The organism is Pseudomonas sichuanensis (genome assembly GCF_003231305.1).
Lineage (GTDB): Bacteria > Pseudomonadota > Gammaproteobacteria > Pseudomonadales > Pseudomonadaceae > Aquipseudomonas > Aquipseudomonas sichuanensis.
Window position 1 is genome coordinate 1 of record NZ_QKVM01000063.1, and the last position, 18,657, is coordinate 18,657.

At 65.6% G+C, this 18,657-nt stretch carries 19 protein-coding genes; 5 read left to right on the plus strand and 14 right to left on the minus strand.

The annotated features are described in order from the left end of the window. Positions 1–17: 17 nt before the first annotated feature. From DM373_RS24915 to DM373_RS24940, 6 genes are all read right to left on the minus strand, one after another. Entirely contained in the window at positions 18–221 is a 204-nt protein-coding gene (locus tag DM373_RS24915) for a formate dehydrogenase subunit delta (protein ID WP_110996091.1), read from the minus strand. After that, positions 218–3,103, minus strand: a complete 2,886-nt coding sequence (fdhF, locus tag DM373_RS24920) for a formate dehydrogenase subunit alpha (RefSeq protein WP_110996092.1) — start codon at positions 3,101–3,103, stop codon at positions 218–220. The genes DM373_RS24915 and fdhF overlap by 4 nt, the downstream gene beginning before the upstream one ends. Beyond that, positions 3,100–4,644: a formate dehydrogenase beta subunit gene (locus DM373_RS24925; RefSeq protein ID WP_110996093.1), complete on the minus strand. Its 1,545-nt coding sequence runs from the start codon at positions 4,642–4,644 to the stop codon at positions 3,100–3,102. The genes fdhF and DM373_RS24925 overlap by 4 nt, the downstream gene beginning before the upstream one ends. Next, positions 4,638–5,123, minus strand: coding sequence for a formate dehydrogenase subunit gamma (locus DM373_RS24930; RefSeq protein ID WP_110996094.1), 486 nt, complete (start codon positions 5,121–5,123; stop codon positions 4,638–4,640). The genes DM373_RS24925 and DM373_RS24930 overlap by 7 nt, the downstream gene beginning before the upstream one ends. Before the next feature lie 237 nt (positions 5,124–5,360). Then, positions 5,361–5,993, minus strand: coding sequence for a hypothetical protein (locus tag DM373_RS24935; protein ID WP_110996095.1), 633 nt, complete (start codon positions 5,991–5,993; stop codon positions 5,361–5,363). An 11-nt stretch (positions 5,994–6,004) separates the two neighbouring features. Next, positions 6,005–6,295: a hypothetical protein gene (locus DM373_RS24940; protein ID WP_110996096.1), complete on the minus strand. Its 291-nt coding sequence runs from the start codon at positions 6,293–6,295 to the stop codon at positions 6,005–6,007. Between the two features lie 457 nt (positions 6,296–6,752). Between DM373_RS24940 and DM373_RS24945 the strand changes: the two genes are divergently transcribed. After that, complete coding sequence (locus DM373_RS24945) at positions 6,753–8,843, plus strand: acyltransferase family protein (protein WP_279630495.1); 2,091 nt, start codon at positions 6,753–6,755, stop codon at positions 8,841–8,843. Positions 8,844–8,903: 60 nt separating this feature from the next. Here the strand turns inward: DM373_RS24945 and DM373_RS24950 are convergent, their stop codons facing one another. Then, positions 8,904–9,545, minus strand: a complete 642-nt coding sequence (locus DM373_RS24950) for a DUF1109 domain-containing protein (protein ID WP_110996098.1) — start codon at positions 9,543–9,545, stop codon at positions 8,904–8,906. Beyond that, a complete protein-coding gene (locus tag DM373_RS24955; protein WP_110996099.1) occupies positions 9,532–10,119 on the minus strand; it encodes a sigma-70 family RNA polymerase sigma factor in 588 nt (195 codons plus the stop codon). The genes DM373_RS24950 and DM373_RS24955 overlap by 14 nt, the downstream gene beginning before the upstream one ends. A 214-nt stretch (positions 10,120–10,333) precedes the next feature. Here DM373_RS24955 and DM373_RS24960 point away from each other — a divergent pair, with 214 nt between their 5' ends. The 4 genes from DM373_RS24960 to DM373_RS24975 are packed head-to-tail and all read left to right on the plus strand — an operon-like array spanning position 10,334 to position 12,701. Then, on the plus strand, positions 10,334–10,621 hold the full coding sequence (locus tag DM373_RS24960; RefSeq protein WP_110996100.1) for a BufA1 family periplasmic bufferin-type metallophore: 288 nt from the start codon (positions 10,334–10,336) through the stop codon (positions 10,619–10,621). 16 nt (positions 10,622–10,637) lie between these two features. After that, positions 10,638–11,471: an MNIO family bufferin maturase gene (bufB, locus tag DM373_RS24965; RefSeq protein ID WP_110996101.1), complete on the plus strand. Its 834-nt coding sequence runs from the start codon at positions 10,638–10,640 to the stop codon at positions 11,469–11,471. Further along, the gene (locus DM373_RS24970) at positions 11,468–12,223 is read left to right on the plus strand and encodes an HvfC/BufC N-terminal domain-containing protein (RefSeq protein WP_110996102.1); all 756 of its coding nucleotides are present in this window, start codon (positions 11,468–11,470) and stop codon (positions 12,221–12,223) included. The genes bufB and DM373_RS24970 overlap by 4 nt, the downstream gene beginning before the upstream one ends. 10 nt (positions 12,224–12,233) lie before the next feature. Then, positions 12,234–12,701 (plus strand): DoxX family protein, encoded by a 468-nt coding sequence (locus DM373_RS24975; RefSeq protein ID WP_110996103.1) that lies wholly within the window; start codon positions 12,234–12,236, stop codon positions 12,699–12,701. Between the two features lie 162 nt (positions 12,702–12,863). Here the strand turns inward: DM373_RS24975 and DM373_RS24980 are convergent, their stop codons facing one another. The 6 genes from DM373_RS24980 to DM373_RS25010 form a co-directional block, all read right to left on the minus strand. Beyond that, positions 12,864–13,301, minus strand: coding sequence for an NUDIX hydrolase (locus DM373_RS24980; RefSeq protein WP_110996104.1), 438 nt, complete (start codon positions 13,299–13,301; stop codon positions 12,864–12,866). Between the two features lie 73 nt (positions 13,302–13,374). Continuing rightward, a complete protein-coding gene (locus DM373_RS24985; protein ID WP_110996105.1) occupies positions 13,375–13,845 on the minus strand; it encodes an arsenate reductase ArsC in 471 nt (156 codons plus the stop codon). Positions 13,846–13,872: 27 nt separating this feature from the next. Then, positions 13,873–15,156, minus strand: coding sequence for an arsenic transporter (locus tag DM373_RS24990; protein WP_110996106.1), 1,284 nt, complete (start codon positions 15,154–15,156; stop codon positions 13,873–13,875). A gap of 22 nt (positions 15,157–15,178) precedes the next feature. After that, entirely contained in the window at positions 15,179–15,526 is a 348-nt protein-coding gene (locus DM373_RS24995) for a metalloregulator ArsR/SmtB family transcription factor (RefSeq protein ID WP_110996107.1), read from the minus strand. Between the two features lie 325 nt (positions 15,527–15,851). Beyond that, the gene (locus DM373_RS25005) at positions 15,852–16,685 is read right to left on the minus strand and encodes a hypothetical protein (protein ID WP_223811896.1); all 834 of its coding nucleotides are present in this window, start codon (positions 16,683–16,685) and stop codon (positions 15,852–15,854) included. A 75-nt stretch (positions 16,686–16,760) separates the two neighbouring features. Beyond that, on the minus strand, positions 16,761–18,653 hold the full coding sequence (locus DM373_RS25010) for a hypothetical protein (protein WP_110996109.1): 1,893 nt from the start codon (positions 18,651–18,653) through the stop codon (positions 16,761–16,763). Positions 18,654–18,657 lie beyond the last annotated feature (4 nt).

An 18,657-nucleotide genomic window follows, 5' to 3' on the forward strand; every position in this document is an offset into this window, starting at 1 on the left:
GGCCGCACGATCAGTCGCTAGGCCAGTGCCTCGCGCACTTTCGGATCAAGCCCTTCCCCCGCATGGGCCTCGATCCACTCCCCCAACTGCTTGCGCATCGCCGGGGTCCAGAAGCTTTGCAGGTGCTGGCGCACGCCCTGCACCGCCTTGTCCCGGTCCGGCTCGCTGTCGAAGTAGTGGGCGATCTGGTTGGCCATCTTCACCAGGTTGTCGCTGCTCATCGGCGCACCTCTGCCTTTTCCTTGCCTTGCGCCTGACGTCGCTCGTCGAGCAGGCGCCGCTGTTCGTCACTGAAGCTCTGGTAGCGCTTCTGCCATTCCGACGGCTGGAACACCTTCACCACCTCCACTGCGGTGACTTTGTACTCGGGGCAGTTGGTGGCCCAGTCGGAGTTGTCGGTGGTGATCACGTTGGCGCCGGACTCGGGGAAGTGGAAGGTGGTGTACACCACCCCCGCCGCCACCCGCCCGCTGACCCTGGCACGCAGCACGCTCTGCCCCGCACGGCTGCCCACGCCGACCCAGTCGCCGTCGCTGATGCCGCGGCTCTCGGCGTCGCTGGGGTGGATCTCCAGGCGGTCCTCGGCGTGCCAGGCGACGTTCTCGGTACGCCGGGTCTGCGCACCGACGTTGTACTGGCTGAGGATGCGCCCGGTGGTCAGCAGCAGCGGGTAGCGGTTGTTGACCTTCTCGTCGGTGGGCACATAACCGGTGAGCATGAAGCGGCCCTTGCCGCGCACGAACTGGTCGATGTGCATGGTCGGGGTGCCATCGGGGGCGGCGTCGTTGCATGGCCACTGCAGGCTGCCGTGGCGGTCGATCTCGCTGTAGCTGACGCGGTGGAAGGTCGGCGTCAGGCGGGCAATTTCGTCCATGATCTCGGACGGGTGGCGGTACTGCATCGGGTAACCCAGGGCATTGGCCAGGGCCATGGTGGCTTCCCAGTCGGCCTTGCCGGCCAGCGGCTCCATCACCTTGCGTACCCGCGAAATGCGCCGTTCGGCGTTGGTGAAGGTGCCGTCCTTTTCCAGGAACGAACTGCCCGGCAGGAACACATGGGCAAACTTGGCCGTTTCGTTGAGGAAGATGTCCTGCACCACCACGCATTCCATCGCCAGCAAGGCAGCGGTGACGTGCTGGGTGTTGGGGTCGCTCTGGGCAATGTCCTCACCCTGGCAGTACAGCGCCTTGAAGCTGCCATCGAGCGCGGCCTCGAACATGTTGGGGATGCGCAGCCCAGGGTCGGGTTGCAGCGTCACGCCCCAGGCCTGCTCAAACTCGCTGCGCACACTGGCGTTGGAGATATGCCGATAGCCGGGCAGCTCGTGAGGGAACGAGCCCATGTCGCAGGAACCCTGCACGTTGTTCTGCCCGCGCAGCGGGTTCACCCCGACCCCTTCACGGCCGATGTTGCCGGTGGCCATGGCCAGGTTGGCGATGCCCATCACCGCGGTGCTGCCCTGGCTGTGCTCGGTCACGCCCAGGCCGTAGTAGATCGCCGCATTGCCGCCTGTGGCGTACAGCCGGGCGGCGGCGCGGATCTGTTCGGCGGGCACGCCGCACACCGGGCCAAGCAGCTCCGGGGCGTTTTCGGGCAGGGCGACGAAATCGCGCCAGCGGGCAAAGTCCTCGGTCTCGCAGCGGGCATCGATGAAGCGCTGGTCGAGCAGGCCTTCGCTGACGATTACATGGGCCAGGGCGTTGAGCATGGCCACGTTGGTGCCCGGGCGCAGTTGCAGGTGCAGTTCGGCACGGGCGTGGGGCGAGTCCACCAGGTCGATGCGCCGGGGGTCGATGACGATCAGCCGCGCGCCCTGACGCAAGCGGCGCTTGAGCTGCGAGCCGAACACCGGGTGGGCGTCGGTGGGGTTGGCGCCGATCACCAGCACCACGTCGGCCTGCATCACCGAATCGAAACTCTGGGTGCCGGCGGATTCGCCGAGTGTCTGCTTGAGGCCATAGCCGGTCGGTGAGTGGCAGACCCGCGCGCAGGTGTCGACGTTGTTGTTGCCGAATGCGGTGCGTACCAGCTTCTGCACCAGGTACGCCTCTTCGTTGGTGCAGCGGCTGGAGGTGATGCCGCCGATGGAATCGCGCCCGTACTTGAGCTGGATGCGGCGCAACTCACTGGCGGCATAGGTCACCGCCTCGTCCCAGCTGACTTCCTGCCACGGGTCTTGCAGGCGCTTGCGGATCATCGGTTTGGTGATGCGGTCGGGGTGGGTGGCGTAGCCCCAGGCGAAGCGGCCCTTGACGCAGGCGTGGCCGTGGTTGGCGCCGCCCTGCTTGTCCGGGACCATGCGCACCAACTGGTCGCCCTTCATCTCGGCACGGAACGAGCAGCCCACACCGCAATAAGCACAGGTGGTGATCACCGCGCGCTCGGGCTGGCCGAGCTGGACCAGGCTTTTTTCGCTGAGGGTCGCGGTCGGGCAGGCCTGCACGCAGGCGCCGCAGGAGACGCATTCGGAGCTGAGAAAATCGGCGCCACCGGCGGCGGCCACCCGCGAGTCGAAACCGCGCCCGGTGATGGTCAGGGCGAAGGTGCCCTGGATGTCTTCGCAAGCACGCACACAGCGGCTGCAGACGATGCACTTGCTGGGTTCGTAGTCGAAGTACGGGTTGGACACGTCCTTCCGTTCATTCAGGTGGTTGTCGCCGTCATAGCCGTAGCGCACCTCGCGCAGGCCGACCTGGCCGGCGACGGTCTGCAGCTCGCAATTGCCGTTGGCCGAGCAGGTCAGGCAGTCCAGCGGGTGGTCGGAAATGTACAGCTCCATCACATTGCGCCGCAGGTCGGCCAGGCGCGGGGTTTGCGTGCGCACCACCATGCCTTCGTTGACCGGCGTGGTGCACGACGCCGGGTAGCCGCGCATGCCGTCGATCTCGACCATGCACATGCGGCACGAGCCGAAGGCTTCGAGGCTGTCGGTGGCACACAGCTTGGGGATGGTGGTGCCGAGCAGCGCGGCGGCGCGCATCACCGAGGTGCCGGCGGGCACACTGATCGAACGGCCATCGATGACCAGGCTGACCTGCACGTCGCTGACGCGCTCGGGGGTGCCCAGGTCGATATCGCTGCTGGGGTCGAAGTAGTTGATCATTGCGCGGCCTCCAGGCCGAAATCGGCGGGGAAGTGCTTGAGGGCGCTGGCCACGGGATACGAGGTCATCCCGCCCATGGCGCACAGCGAACCGTACTGCATCGTGTCGCAAAGGTCGCGCAGCAGGCCGGCCTGGCTTTCGCGCATGGCTGGGTCGGTGCTGGCGATCAGCCGGTCGACCACCTCGACGCCGCGGGTCGAACCGATCCGGCACGGCGTGCACTTGCCGCACGACTCTTCGGCGCAGAACTGCAGGGCGAAGCGCGCCATGCCGGCCATGTTCAGGGTGTCGTCGGCCAGCACCACACCGCCGTGGCCAAGCATCGCGCCCATGGCGGCGAAGGCCTCGTAGTCCAGCGGCGTGTCGAACTGGGCCGGCGGCACCCAGGCGCCCAGCGGGCCGCCGACCTGCGCGGCCTTGATCGGCCGGCCGCTGGCGGTACCGCCGCCATAGCCTTCCACCAGCTCGCGTAGCGTGAGGCCAAACGCACGCTCCACCAGGCCGCCGTGGCGAACATTGCCGGCCAGCTGGAACGGCAGGGTGCCCAGCGAGCGGCCCATGCCGAAGTCGCGGTAGTACGCCGCCCCCTTGGCCAGGATGGTCGGGATCGAGGCCAGGGTGAGCACGTTGTGCACCAGTGTCGGTAGGCCGAACAGCCCCTCCAGCGCTGGCAGCGGTGGCTTGGCGCGGACGATGCCGCGCTTGCCTTCGAGGGATTCGAGCAGCGCGGTTTCCTCGCCGCAGATATAGGCGCCCGCCCCAACCCGCACCTGCAGGTCGAAGGCCACACCTTTGCCTGCGACGTCCAGGTAACCGGCTTCGCGGGCCAGCAGGATCGCCTCGTTCAGGGTGCGGATGGCATCCGGGTACTCCGAGCGCACATAGATGTAGCCTTTGCTCGCCCCCACGGCGAGCCCGGCGATGATCATGCCCTCGATCAGCAGGAACGGGTCGCCCTCCATCAGCATGCGGTCGGCGAAAGTGCCGGAGTCACCCTCGTCGGCATTGCACACCACGTATTTCTGCACGGCCTGGGCCTGGCGCACGGTGCGCCACTTGATGCCCGCCGGGAACGCCGCGCCGCCCCGGCCACGCAGGCCGGACTCAAGCACGGCGGCGACCACCTCGTCGCCCTCCATCAGCGTGGCCCGGCGCAGGCCCTCGAAGCCGCCGTTGGCGTGGTAGTCGTCCAGCGACAGCGGCCGGGTAATGCCCGCGCGGGCAAACAGCAGGCGTTGCTGGGTTTTCAGGTAAGGAATCTGCTCGACCAGGCCCAGTGCCAGGGCATGGCCTGGCTCGCCTGTGGCCAGGGCGTCGAGCAAGCCCGGCACGTCTTCGACCGAGACCGGGCCGAAACCCAGGCGGCCGGCGTCGCTTTCCAGCTCGACCAACGGCTCCAGCCAGTACAGGCCACGCGAACTGGTGCGCTGGATGCGCAGCGGCAGTTGGCGACGCTCGGCCTCACGGGCCAACGCATCGGCCACCTGATCGGCGCCGACGGCGCGGGCCACCGAATCACAGGGAATGCACAGGTTCAACATGCCTTCACCTCCTCACGGCAGCCATCCACTAGCGCCCGCAAACGCTCGGGGGTGAGCCGTGCGTGCAACTGGCCATCGAGCTCGAGCGCCGGTGAACAGGCACAAGCGCCCAGGCAGTAGACCGGGCGCAGGCTCAACGCGCCATCCGCGCTGGTGCCGTGGTCGTCCAGGCCAAGCTGCTCACGCAACTGTGCGGCCAGCGCCTCGGCGCCGCGGCTCTGGCAGGACTCGGCGCGGCACAGGCGCAGCGTGTGCCGGGCAGGCGGTGTGGTGCGAAAGTCGTGGTAGAAGCTGATGACCCCACGCACCTCGGCCAGGCTGAGGTTGAGGGCATGGGCGATTTCATTGATGGCGATGTCGGGGATATAACCGACGCCGGCCTGGATAGCGTGGAGGATCGGCAACAAGGCGCCGGGAGTGTCCTTCTCACGGGCCAGGACGCGCTGGATCAGGGGCAGGTGGTTCAACTCATCAGGCATACAGCAAACCTCGGCAACCCGGGCCACGCCGAAACGCGAGCAGTACCCGGCGGTGTTCAGCTGCGGTGCGCGGCCACGTCACGGCGGCGGTGTGCCGGGCACCCTCCTTGCCTGCGGCCAGGCGTCTAAGTGCGCGCGGTCCGAAGGCATCCTCTGAGCATGGCAGGTCTGGGGCAAGGGGGTTGTGCGCGGGCGACCAGGCGCATCCTGAAACCGACCAGATGCCCCTGCGGATCGCTATCGCGCAAGCCGCGCCAGGCGCTGCAAGGTAGCGATCACCTGCGGATCACGCGCTTCGAGCACATCGGCCTGAATGCGCGCGATCACGGCCTTGAGCAGCTCGGTCTGGGACATATCGGCCTGCTGCATCAGCGCCAGGAAGTCCTCGGCCATGTGTGCGTTGACCTTCATCGACAGGCGCCGGGTCGCGCTGCCGGCCGGCAAACCTCGCTGTTGGCGCTGCTGCTCGAGCGCCTGCAGGAAGGCCTCATGGGCAGGCCGCAAGCCCTCGCCCTGCCCGGCTTGCAGCAACTGCTGCAGGTAGTGGGCCAGCAACAGCTTGCGCAGATGGACCCCGGCCTCGCGGCAGACGGTATGCAGGGCTGCGTCAAGAATGTCCAGGTACACCGCCGGCAACCTGGCCTCGATGGATTTCAGTTGCTCCTTGCGCGCCTCGCGGATCGCTGGCGTGGATTGCGCCGGAAGGGCAACCACGGTGTCGCAGCGGTCGCACACCCCCACCAGAATGTCCCGTGCCACGCCTTGCCCATCACTGAACGGTACGTCACGGCGCAGGTAACGCGTGGTTACCACTGCCTGGCAGTGCTCGCAGAGCGCCTTGCCGGTATCGCCTTCGAAAAGAATCGTCATCGCCTGGATACTCACTGATGAACGCTGATGAACCAGGTATCTGGCTCGAGAAAATAGAACTTGATGTACCAACCGTGCCACCTGATCAGGTGAACTTCGACCGATGCCACCGTGTGATGGGGGCTGCTGCGGTAATGGGTGCCGTTGCAGGCGAGGACGACGTCGATGACTTGCGCCGCCGTAACCGCACCAGTCGCCAACAGGTTCTTCACCTCGATATCGCCGCGTGACGCATGCAGATAATCACCTGCTTCGAGGGCTGCGATCACTGCGCGCCTCGCTGCTTTGAAGCCTTTTTGCATAGGACATCCCTGTCGATACGAAAATCATCGTACACACCTGAGGCGAATGCCAGCTTTCCATTGCCTCAGGCGACCAGTGGCGCTCCGGCAGGCTCTGCCAAAACACATCACGTGGGATTGACTATGGTTCTGCGCAGCAGCCGCTGACGCGCGGCTGTGTTACCAGTGCTTTCACAATGTTTCCCGATGTGCCGAGGCCGGTTTTCGATAGGGCACTGGAGGCTGCCTGGGGCGTCGTCACGGCACCTGTGGCCGCCCTCGCCCATTCGCCAAGCAATTGAAATGGAATGCAATGACTAAAGGCCTGTACGATACGCGCCGGCAGCCGGGGCCCTGCCCTGGATGACGCCTGCGCTGTTCACCATGGAAGCTGTAGTGCCCTGCGGGCCCACTCGCAGGCACGTTGCGTGCTGCCTGGATCCAGAAGGCGATTGGAAGGGAATTAAGGACTACCACTGTGTCAAACGACAAAAGCTATCCGCTCACGCCACACGATGTTTCAAACGTTCTTCCGCCCAGCGGTGCAACGACTACCCAGCCGGCCCAAGGCACCGCAAGAACAGTTGATTATCGAGCGGACATCGACGGGCTGCGCGCGATTGCCGTTTTGCTGGTGCTGGTCTTCCATGGCGGGCTCACGCTGTTCCCGTCGGGGTTCATCGGCGTCGATATCTTCTTCGTCATTTCCGGCTACCTGACCTCTTCGATCATCCTCAGGTCGATGGAAAAAGGCACGTTCACGTTTTCCGGTTTTTACGCGCGTCGGATCTGGCGGCTTCAGCCAGCGGTGCTGGCCCTGTTGGTCGGTACCCTGGCCGTGGCCTCCGTGCTGTACCTGCCCGATGACTATGTCAATTTCCTGAAGAGCGAAAAGTACACAAGCCTGCTGCTGTCAAACCAGTACTTCGGCAAGGCAACGGGCGGCTATGCGACAGCGGACGCCGCGACCCTGCTGCTCATGCACACCTGGTCGCTGGCCATCGAGTGGCAATGGTACATCGTGCTGCCGCTGGGGCTATGGCTGCTGAACCGCTCGCTGAGCAAACGCCAGCTGGGCTATGCCTGTGTCCTGTTGACGCTGCTGTCGTTCGGCGCCGCCCTGTACATTTCCAAGGCTTTCTATGGGCATGGCTACTACTTCTTCACGGCGCGCATCTTCGAACTGATGATCGGCTCCTGCGTCGCCGTGCTGGGCAACGGCAGGAAACAGCCTGGCAAGGTCCTGGCCTCGGCCATCGCACTGATTGCGTTGCTGGTCATCGTCCTGACCGCCCTGCAGGTCATCCCGGTGGCGAGCTACCCGGACCACCACGCGCTGCTGGTCTGCCTGGCCACCGCCGCGCTGCTGTTCGTCGGCCCCTCCAGCATCACCTCCCGGCTGCTGTCGGCCCGGCCGGTGGTATTGATCGGTTTGATCTCGTACTCGCTGTACCTGTGGCACTGGCCGATCATCGCCACCGTCAACTACCTGGGCATGGAAAAGACCCCAACGGTCATCGCCAGCTACTTCGCCCTCACCTTCGCCCTGGCCACGCTGTCCTACCTGCTGGTGGAAAAACCACTGCGTCACTCGCGCCTGGGCTTCACCAAGACCCTCGGCCTGATGCTGATCGTACCGGCCATCGGCCTGTCGGCACTGCATGACGCCGGGAAGAAGGCCGACGGCTGGCCCGCCCGCTTCGACTACGGTACCGGCGGCGTCCTGACCCGCCTCAAGGCCGCCGAAGTGCCTCACCGTGAAAAATGCCTGGAAGGTGCCCGCGATGGCTCGGACGAGCGTTGCGCCATGGGCGACGTGCAGTCGCCAACCAAGGCGCTGCTGATCGGCGACTCGTTCTCCAACCAGGAGTGGGGCTTCATCGATACCCTGGCCAAGGACGCGAACATCTCGGTCATGGCGCAATCCTTCTCCGCCTGCCTGACCCTGCCTGGCGTGTACCTGTACGACTGGTACAAGTTCAAGGAGCTGTACGTCACCTGCCACGCGGCCAGCGCCGACTATTACCAACTGATCAAGCAGAACCAGTACAAGTACGTGATGCTCGGCCAGATCTGGGAGAACTACGTGAACACCGACAAAGTGGTCACCTCCCTGGAGGACGAGCGTACCGAAGCACTCTCCAACCAACGGCTGAAAGTTGCACTGCTCGACGGGCTGCGGGCCATCCGAGAGGCCGGTGCCATTCCGGTAATCGTCAAGGCCAACATGATCATGCCGGCCAACGTCAACAACTGCGTGTACCGCAACATCAAAATGCGTGGGATGTTCGGCGTCGCGGCCGAAAGCGCGCATTGCAACCAGCAACCTTGGGATGGCGTTGAAGATCCCAAGCTCACCGCACTGTTCAAGGCCGCGCAGGAGGCTTATCCAGAGCTGATCATCATCGATCCGAAGGATGCCCAGTGCCGGGACGGCGCCTGCCTGATGGCGATCGACGGGGTGCCGGTGTACCGCGATATCGGCCATATCACCGATTACGCCTCGTACTGGTTCGGCCAGCAGTACCTGCAGCACAAGGGCAACCCCTTCCTGCAACCTGCCCGGTAAAAACGGGCCAGCAGGGCCAGCGCAAGGCTGGCCCTGCAACCTTGCGATGGACAGTACGGGTCACCAGCGCAACAGTCGCGGGCCGATGGCCGCGCCCATAAGCACCGGTAGCAACATCCCCAACACATACCAGAGCCCCCAGAACGGCACGCCCATCTCCGGGCAATGCAGGCAGTAGGCCAGGGTTGCCGTCGAACCGGCCAGCAATCCGCCAGCCGCACCCGCCTGGCGCAGGCGGGTTGGCGCCAGGCCGCGCAAGGCCCAGAACACAGCGATCAGGCAGGGTAGCGACAGCAAGGCGATGTTCAAGGCACAGGTGCGCCAGGTACGGCCCAGGACCAGGTCGGCGCGGGCTTCGACAGGAGTACCGAGCAGGCTGATCGCCGCGCCCAGCCACACCAGCACCAAGGGCAGGCCAAGCAGCCCCCACAAGGCGCCGCCCTTCACACCCGGCCGGGCCAGCCGCTGGGTCAACCACAACCCGAGCAGCGCCAGGCTGGCGGGCAGTGCAACCTTGGCCCAGAACAGTGGCGTGCGGGCAACCTCGCCCAGGTCGCTGCGTATACCGTAAATGGCCACTGTCATCAGCACCGCGCCGAGCAAACCACCAAGCAGTGCAAGACCCAGGCGCTTCGCCGACACGTGCCGATCCACCAGGCCCTCGTGGCGGGCCAGCAGGTCAATCCAGTCATCGGTGTTCATGGTTACTCCTGCCCTCAATCAACCTGGCCAAGGCTTTCAGCCCTCGATGTATGCCCACCTTGACCGCCGAACTGGAGAGACCGGTGAGGCGTGCTGCTTCCTCCACGGACAACCCCTCCAGCTTCACGTGCACGATGGGCAGGCGCTGACGTGCCGGCAACTGGTCGAGCAAGCGCTCAAGGTCCAGGCTGGCCTCGGCAGGCTCCGCACCAGTGCCGGCGAACAGGTCGGTGTCATCGTCCAGCGGTGCGTTGCGCGCCTCGTGGCGGGCAAAGCTGCGCAGGTGATCGGCCAGTTTGTAGCGGGCTATCGCCTGCACCCAGGCGGTCAATGGCTGCTGCGCCTGGTAGGTATGGCGCGCGTTGTGCACCGCCAGCAGCACTTCCTGCACCAGGTCCTCGACCTCGCTGGGGCGCCAGGCCAGGCGCCGTTGCAAAAAGCCACGCACATGCAACGCCAGTGCCGCCAGAAAATCGCGGTATGCCACCGCATCGCCCGAGAGCCCGCGCAGCAGCAAAGCCTGCAACTGCGACTCGCGCGCATTGAGCACTGCCTGAGGATTAGTTCGTTGCATTGGCCGCCTGGGTTACACCCTCGCCGCGTTTCTTTTCACCGGTCCCTGTCGCACACCCCTGCCGTGCGAGCGCCAGCCTGCCTCAATCAAGGTAGGTGGCCTGCGCAGATTGCGAGAAATATTTTGTAGCGGCTGTAACCCGAAGGACGAATGCGACGAACTAGTCCATGAGCCGCCGGTAATTCGCCACGGCCCCACCCTTTGGAGACCCACCATGAAAGCCCTCGCCCTCACCACTGCCGCCCTTGCCCTCGCCTCGCTGGCAGGCGTTGCCATGGCCGCAGAAACCGCCCAACCCGCCGGCACGGGTGCCGCCATGGAGAAATGCTACGGCGTTGCCATGGCCGGCAAGAACGACTGCAAGGCCGGCGCCGGCACCACCTGCGCCGGCAGTGCCAAAAAAGACTATGACGGCATGCACTGGAAGAACGTCCCGGCCGGTTCCTGCACCTCGATCAAGACGCCCAACGGCATGGGCTCGCTGACCCCGATCAAGTCCTGAGTGCAGGAGGCCGACCATGAACGGCAACACGCGGCTGGGCGCCGGGCTCGGGCTCAAGGCCGAGCACTACGCCCAGGCCCTGGCCCAGCGCGCCGACGGGCTGTGGTTCGAAGTCCACCCGGAAAACTACATGGTCGGCGGCCCACGGCTCGCCTGGCTTACGCACATCGCCGAGCAGCATCCGCTGTCGCTGCACGGCGTTGCGCTGTCACTGGCAGCCGATGCTGAACCGGATGCCACGCACCTGCGGCGTTTGCGCGCCTTGATCGATCAGGTACGCCCGGCGCTGGTGTCCGAACACCTGGCCTGGTCGGCCTGGCGCGGCCAGTACCACCCCGACCTGCTGCCCTTCCCCCGCAGCAGCGAGGCGCTGGGGCGCATCGCCGACAACATCCAGCGCAGCCAGGAGGCCCTGGGGCGGCGCCTTTCCATCGAGAACCCCAGCCACTACCTGCAGTTGCAGGGGCATGACTGGGACGAGATCGATTTCCTCGCCGAGCTGGTCCGGCGCACCGGCTGCGGCTTGCTGCTGGACGTCAACAACGTGCACGTAAGCGCACACAACCTTGGTTTCGACGCCACCGACTACCTCCAGCGGTTCCCGGCCCACGCCGTGACCGAGGTGCACCTGGCAGGGTACAGCCACGACGACCAGGGCTCGCTGCTGATCGATTCCCATGACGCCAGCATCGCCGAGCCGGTCTGGGCGCTGTACCAAGGGTTGATCGAGCGCATCGGGCCACGCCCGACGCTGATCGAACGTGACGGCAACCTCCCCCCCTTCGACGAGCTGCTCGCCGAGCGCGACCGGGCCCAGGCGATGCTGGAACAAACTGGAGGCTTGCCATGAATCCCTCTTTGCGCCAGTTCCAGGACGCATTCGTCGACGCCCTGCAGGGACGGCCGGCGCCGCAACTGGCGGCGTTGACCGCACAGCCGGCGTTCGCGGTGTACCGCAACACGGTGCTGGCTGGCTGCGTCGATGCCCTGCGCGCCAACTTCCCCAGTGTCGAGCAACTGGTTGGCCCGGCCTGGATGGGCGATGCGGCGGCAGCCTATGCGCAGCAGTCACCGCCCAGCGACACCCGGCTGATTCACTACGGCGCAACCTTTGCGGCCTTTCTCGACGCGATACAGGCGCAACACGGCCTGCCTTACCTGGCCGATGTCGCGCGCCTGGACCGCTTGTGGAACGAGGCCTTCAGCGGGCCCTGCGATCCCTGCCTGGACCTCGCCGAACTGGCCGGCATGACCGCCGGCGACCTGGCGCACAGCCATCTGCGCCCGCGCGCCAGCGTACGCTGGCACTGGTTCGCGCAACATCCGGCGTACAGCCTGTGGCGCTACAGCCGCGAACAGTTGCCCTGGCCGCAGGATCAGCCCTGGGTCGGCGAAGGTGTGCTGCTGAGCGGCGATGCCGACGGTGTGCGCCATCACCCCCTGGAGCACGGTGGCTGCGCCTTTCTCCAGGCCTGTGCCGGTGGGCTGACGCTGGACCAGGCGTCGCAGCTCGCGCTGCAAGCTCAACCCGACCTGGACTTCACCGACCTGCTCGGTCGGCTGTTGCAAGCCCAGGCTTTTCGTCCACTCACATTCGCCTGAAGGAGCTGCCATGGACATCACCCACCCCAGCGGGCCGGCCAACAGCCTGCGCCAGCACTGGAACCGGCTTGCCGAACGCCTGCAACGGCTGCTGGGCGACAACCTGTTGTGCCTGGTCGCCCGGTTCGGCATCGCCTCGGTGTTTTTCCTGTCCGGCCGCACCAAGGTCGAAGGCCTGCTGACCATCACCCCGAGCACCTACGAGCTGTTCCGCAGCGAATACGCCCTGCCACTGCTCTCACCCTGGCTGGCGGCGCACCTGGCCACCTATGCCGAGCACCTGTTCCCGCTGCTGCTGGTACTGGGCCTGCTGACCCGGTTGTCGGCCCTGGCCTTGCTCGGCATGACCACGGTCATCGAAGTGTTCGTCTACCCCGATGCGTGGCCCACCCACCTGACCTGGGCCGGCCTGCTGCTGTTGCTGATCGCTCGAGGGGCCGGGGCCTTTTCGCTGGACCGATTGCTCAAGTTGCGTTGATGCCTACCAACGACTGACGCAGAAACCTGTAGGAGCGGCCTTGCCGGGGCGCCGGACCGGCCGGAAAGGGCTGCGCAGCAGCCCCGGCAGTCTTGAGCCAGACTCGAGATCCTGGGGCCGCGCTGCGGCCCGTTCGCGACGCAAGGCCGCTCCTACAGGGGTTCACGGCCGCGTGCCAGTGCCATGGCCGTGCGCGCGCAGCGCGGCGCCGAGGAACACCAGCGCCCGCTGGAACAGCGGATGGCAGTCGTTCAGGGGCAGTTGATCGAGCGCGGCCCAGAAGAATTCGAACACGTGACCATGGTCATCGAGCGTCTGATGGGCCCATTGTTCCGGTAGCGGTCCCTTCACTTCACACAGCTGGAACGACCAGACCTGCCCCTGGTGGCCGGCATCCCAGCACCCCAGGTCAGCCTTGATCAGCGCATCGCGGATCCCGGATTCCTCCCACAACTCACGCACGGCTGCCGCACCCGGGGCTTCGCCCTTTTCGATGCTGCCCTTGACCAGTTGCACACCCGCCAGCGGATGGCGGAACAACAGCAGCCGGGGATACGGCGTGGATGACAACACCACTGCACAGGCTTTGTTGGGGAGCATGACGGTTTCCTTGTCGGCGCTTGCGGCCGGCGATCATACGCCTTCGGCCCGGCCTCTTCCGAGCGGCAAAGGGTCAAAGCCCGCCAATACGCGCCAACTCGCGCTTGAGCGCCTCAGGTTCCAGCGTGGCGAACGGCAACGCGAAGAACGCCCTGCAACGCTGCTCGATACGGGCCAGGGTGGCCTGGAAGGCAGCCTCGACCGCCGCCTCGTCGCCCACCACCTCGGAGGGATCCTCCAGCCCCCAGTGGGCCTTCAGCGCCGGGCCGAAGTACACCGGGCAGGCCTCACCCGCCGCCTTGTCGCAGACGGTGATGACGATGTCCGGCGGGTTGTCGGCAAACGCATCGTTACCCTTGCTGCTCAGGCCGGCGATGGCGATGCCGGCCTGCTGCAAGGTCGCCAGGCTGCGCGGCAGCACCTGCCCCTTGGGGAAACTGCCGGCGCTCACCGCCTGGAAGCCTTGCGGCGCCAGGTGGTTGAACACCGCTTCACTGAGGATGCTGCGGCAACTGTTGGCCGTGCACATGAACAGGACTCGCATGAATGCTCCTTCGCAGGGTGGTGGATGTCACAGGCTCAGGCGCAGTGCCAGGGCCGACAGGGTGATCAGCAGTACCGGCAAGGTCAGCACAAGGCCGACCTTGAAGTAATAACCCCAGCTGATGCGCATGCCCTTGCGCGCCAGCACGTGCAGCCACAGCAGCGTGGCCAGGCTGCCGATGGGAGTGATCTTCGGCCCGAGGTCGCAGCCGATGACGTTGGCGTAGATCATGGCCTCGCGCACCAGGCCCTCGGCGCCGCTGGCCTGGATAGACAGCGCCCCGACCAGCACGCTGGGCAGGTTGTTCATCACCGACGACAGCAGCGCCGCGAGCAGGCCGGTGCCCAGGGTGGCGCTCCACAGGCCGTGGGCGGCGAACTGATCGAGCAGCCGGGCAAGCAGGTCGGTCAGGCCGGCGTTCTTCAGCCCGTACACCACCAGGTACATGCCCAGGGAGAAGATCACCACCTGCCAGGGCGCCTCGCGCAGCACCCGGCGGGTGGAGATGCGGTGGCCACGGGCGGCGACCGCGAACAGCAGCGCCGCGCACACGCCTGCCACCACGCTGACCGGGATGCCCAGCGGCTCCAGCGCGAACAGGCCGACCAGCAGCAACAACAGCGTCGCCCCACCGACGGCGAAGGTGGCCGGGTCACGTATCGCCGAGCTCGGCGCCGGCAAGGTGTCGGCCGGGTAGCGCTGTGGCAGGTCTCGGCGGAAGAACAGCCACAGCACCAGCAAGGTGGCGCCGATGCTGGCCAGGTTCACCGGCACCATCACCGCGGCGTAGTCGGCGAAACCCAAGCCGAAATAGTCGGCCGAGACGATGTTCACCAGGTTCGACACCACCAGCGGCAGGCTGGCCGTATCGGCGATGAAACCGGCGGCCATGACGAACGCCAGGGTCGTTGCTGGGGAAAAACGCAGCGCGATCAGCATCGACATGACGATGGGGGTGAGGATCAGCGCCGCACCATCGTTGGCGAACAGCGCCGAAACGGCGGCGCCAAGCAGGATGCAAAAGGCGAACAGGCGATGAACGCTGCCCCTCGCCCAACGCGCCACATGCAGGGCTGCCCACTCGAAGAAACCCGCCTCGTCCAGCAGCAGGCTGATGATGATGATCGCGATGAAGGTGGCGGTGGCATTCCAGACGATGGCCCACACCACAGGGATGTCCTGCAGCGAGACCGCCCCCACGGCCAGGGCGATGATCGCGCCCAGCGTGGCGCTCCAGCCGACGCCAAGGCCCCTGGGCTGCCAGATGACCAGGGTGAGGGTGAAAATGAAGACGGCAACGGCGACCAGCATGGGGACCTCGCTTGGCAGGTGTTCAGCAGCAGGCGGCAGTGCGCACCGGGCGCTCGTCCATGTTCTGCAGGCGTGTGGCGTTGGCCTGCAACCACGCGGCATTGGCCTGCAGCGTCAGCTGCAGCACCTCGTGCACCCAGGCAGGCAATTGCGGATTGAGACGGTAGTACACCCATTGGCCCTGGCGGCGATCCAGCAGCAGGCCGCTGCTGCGCAGCTGAGCGAGGTGACGGCTGATCTTGGGCTGGCTGTCGTCCAGGGCGCACATCAGTTCGCAGACGCACAGCTCGCCCAGTTGGGCGATCAGCAAGGTGGCGCGAGCGCGGGTCTCGTCCGCCAGGCTCTTGAAGAGCTCGGGTGGGGTGATCATGGCAAAACCTTTGAGCAGTGTACGATCAGTACGATCGAAGAGCTGGGGCTGACGGCGGATGCCGGGTGCCGGGTGGCTGCTTGATTCTTTTTTGACGCTGCCGGCCCTTTCGCGGGTAAACCCGCTCCCACAGGTTCACCACAATGTTGAAGGTTGTGGTGAACCTGTGGGAGCGGGTTTACCCGCGAAGAGCCAATACATATGGAAATTCGAATATACGGATTTCCATATGTAAAGAACAGCCCACCGACCGTAATCTTTCGAATTCGGCCGGCCACCAGGTGCTGCAGCCATTGCGACCGCAGCACGCAGCACAGCCGTGCCGTCACTCCAGGGTGGCGGTCAGCTCCGGGTTGCCAAAGCCCTGCAAGGTGGCGTTTGACTTGTCGAAGTAGGCGCGCCAGAAGGTTTCCAGGTTCTGGATCATCTTGCCGCTGCGGTAGCCGTTCTTGGCCGTGGTCGGCACGAACGCCGCGCCGTGCACGTAGATGCGCGCGCCGCCGAAATCGGCCAGCAGGTTCTGCTTCTGCACTTTGGCCAGCTCGACGTTGGGGTCGATCTGGCGAATACCGTTGGCCTGGTAGAAGCTGCCGAAGTCGCTGTATTCGAGCATGTCCGACATAACCAGGATGACGTGCTCGTTGACGTTTTCGGCCTTCTGCAGGTCTTCGCCGACCGCCTTGAGGCTGAACAGGATCTCGCTGCGCGGAATGTCCGAGCTGGACTTGCCCATGACCCCGGCGAACGCCTTGCCGAAACGCTGGTACAACAGCGCCGACTGGCCTTTGAGGCAGTTGTCGAGCTTACGTGCCGACATCATCGGCACATTGCCCAGCACCGCCTCGTCGAGGGGCTTTTCCAGCTCGGCGGCATATTGCAGGCGCGTGTAGTGCCCGTCCAGGTAGGCGCTGAACGAGTACAGGCGCAGCTTATCGCCCGGCTGCAGGAAGCGCTTGATGTGCCCCCATGCAGTGCGTTGCAGGTCAGTGGTCAAGGGCGTGGTCTGGTCGACCACGACGGTGAGCAGGCGCCCCGAGGGGGCGCTGCGGAACTCGTCGACCCGGGCCTGGGTGTAGCAGCTTGGCAGGTCATTGCGCTCGGCCGCCATCAGGGCGCTCGGCGCAAGGATCAGGGCAAGCAGCAGGCGCTTGAGTTTCATCGTACCTCCGAAGGGGGTGTGCCCGGGCCGAGGCGCTACCCCTGTGGGCAACGCCTCGGCGGGCGGTGAATCCGGTCAGGCCGGCTGGCTGTTGGGCTTGTCCAGCATCTGCAGGCGGCGGGCACGCTTGAGCGTGTCGAGCTCGGCCCCCAGGCGCTGTGCCACGTAGGCCAGGTCGTCCTCGTGGAACTCGGTCAGGTCGCCGTACCGGTGCGGGTCGAACCCGCCGGCGGCAGGTGCGTGCGCTGGCGCGGCGGCTACCACCGGCTGAACGGGTGCGGGTGCCGGGGCAACCGGCTCGACCGGCGCAGGCGCGACCGCCACTTCCACCACCGGGGCTGGCACGGCGACTGGCGCAGGGGCTGGCGCGACGGTCACGGTGACCGGTGCGGCGGCGGTCACCGCCACCGCCGGTTGACTGACATCCACGCTGAACATGGTCACCAGGCCATTGAAGGAATCGCGGTACTCCTGCAGCTGCGGGTCGTTCATCTGGGCGATGCGTGGGCGTGCAACCCGGATGATCTCCTGGATGCGCGCGTTGTCTTCGGCGTCGATGGCGGCCCTGAGGTCTTTGAGCGTCTTGACGAGGTATGCCTCCACCACCTTGAGGCTTTCATTGGCCATGCTGTCGGCGTTCTCTTTCTTGCGAAGGAACGCCCGGCGCGCTTCCTGCTCGGCGATGAATACGCTGAAGGTGCGCTTGGCGTTGTCCTTGCGCAGCTTCTCGCGGTCGTCGCCGTTGACCCGGAACACGCTCAGTTGCAGGGACTGCAGCTTGCCCAGCGAGTCCTGGGCATCGGTGGCAACTTCGCGCGCCTTGGTTTCGTGGTAACGCACGAAATCGGCGGCGCTGGAGAACTTGCGCACCAGGTCCCAGGCGACCCGCGAGTGGGTGCCGGCGAAGCCGTAGCGGTAGGCCAGGAAGGTACTGGTGAGCTGGATGAAGATGAACAGCCCGCTGAGCACGGCGAAGGTCACCAGCGAAGCACGGTGCAGCGCGTCGATCTGATCCTGGGCCGACTTGCCCGCCGCCTCGTTGGCGATTCCTTGCATATCGCTCGGTACCGGGAAGCTGTCGTCAGCGCCAGCCGGGAAGTCATCGGCCGCTTGCGATACCGCCGGCGGATGGGCGATCAACTCGGCTTCCTGGGCGTTGAGGGTTTCGGTGCGCACCCAGAAGGCCGCGATCGCCAGGCCCAGGATGAACACGCCATAGGCGACCACCACGCCAAAGCGTTTGGCCGGCTTGTCGCCGTTCTTGGGCAGCTTCACCCGATTGAGCATCTGCTGGTAATGCGGCTTGCCATCATCGATGTGGGTATTGTCGAGGGTCACCAGGTGAGTACGCACCATGTCGCCGTCGGCACCCGAGGCGCGCACGTTCTCGTAGCCGAGAATCTTCGCCACCACGTTGTTGAGGTAAAGCTGGCGGCCGGCGAACTCGGACAGGAACACGCCGACGATCGAGATCACCAGGCCGATGGCGAAGGCACCGGCGATGGCGGTGTTCGGAGTAGCCAGGGTCAGGGCGAACGGCGCCAGGGCGAAGCCGAAGGCGCTGGCCTCGATCAGCATCAGCACGATGATCAGCAGCCACAGGCTGAAGCCCTTCTCGTGGCGGTTGTCTTCGTCGATCTTGCCCAGGTAGTCCTGGCAACGACGGAAGTTGGCTTCCGATGGCTGGTGTTTGCGGTAGTAGGTTTCGTAGAGGCGGCACAGCTGCGCCTCGGACTCGTAGAAACCGACGGCGTTCGGGCACTGCTCGTCAGCCTCCTCGCGCGAGCCCGGGTGCTTCACCCAATGGGCAACGCGCCCGAACCATGGCATGTCGATACGCAGCCTCATCAGCCAGTAACGGACCTCATACCAGTGGGTGATGATCGGGATCGCCAGGAACAGGGTCGTGACGATCGGCACCACGATGTGCCAGTAAAGCGAAAAGAATGTGCGGATGGCATCTAGCATTGGT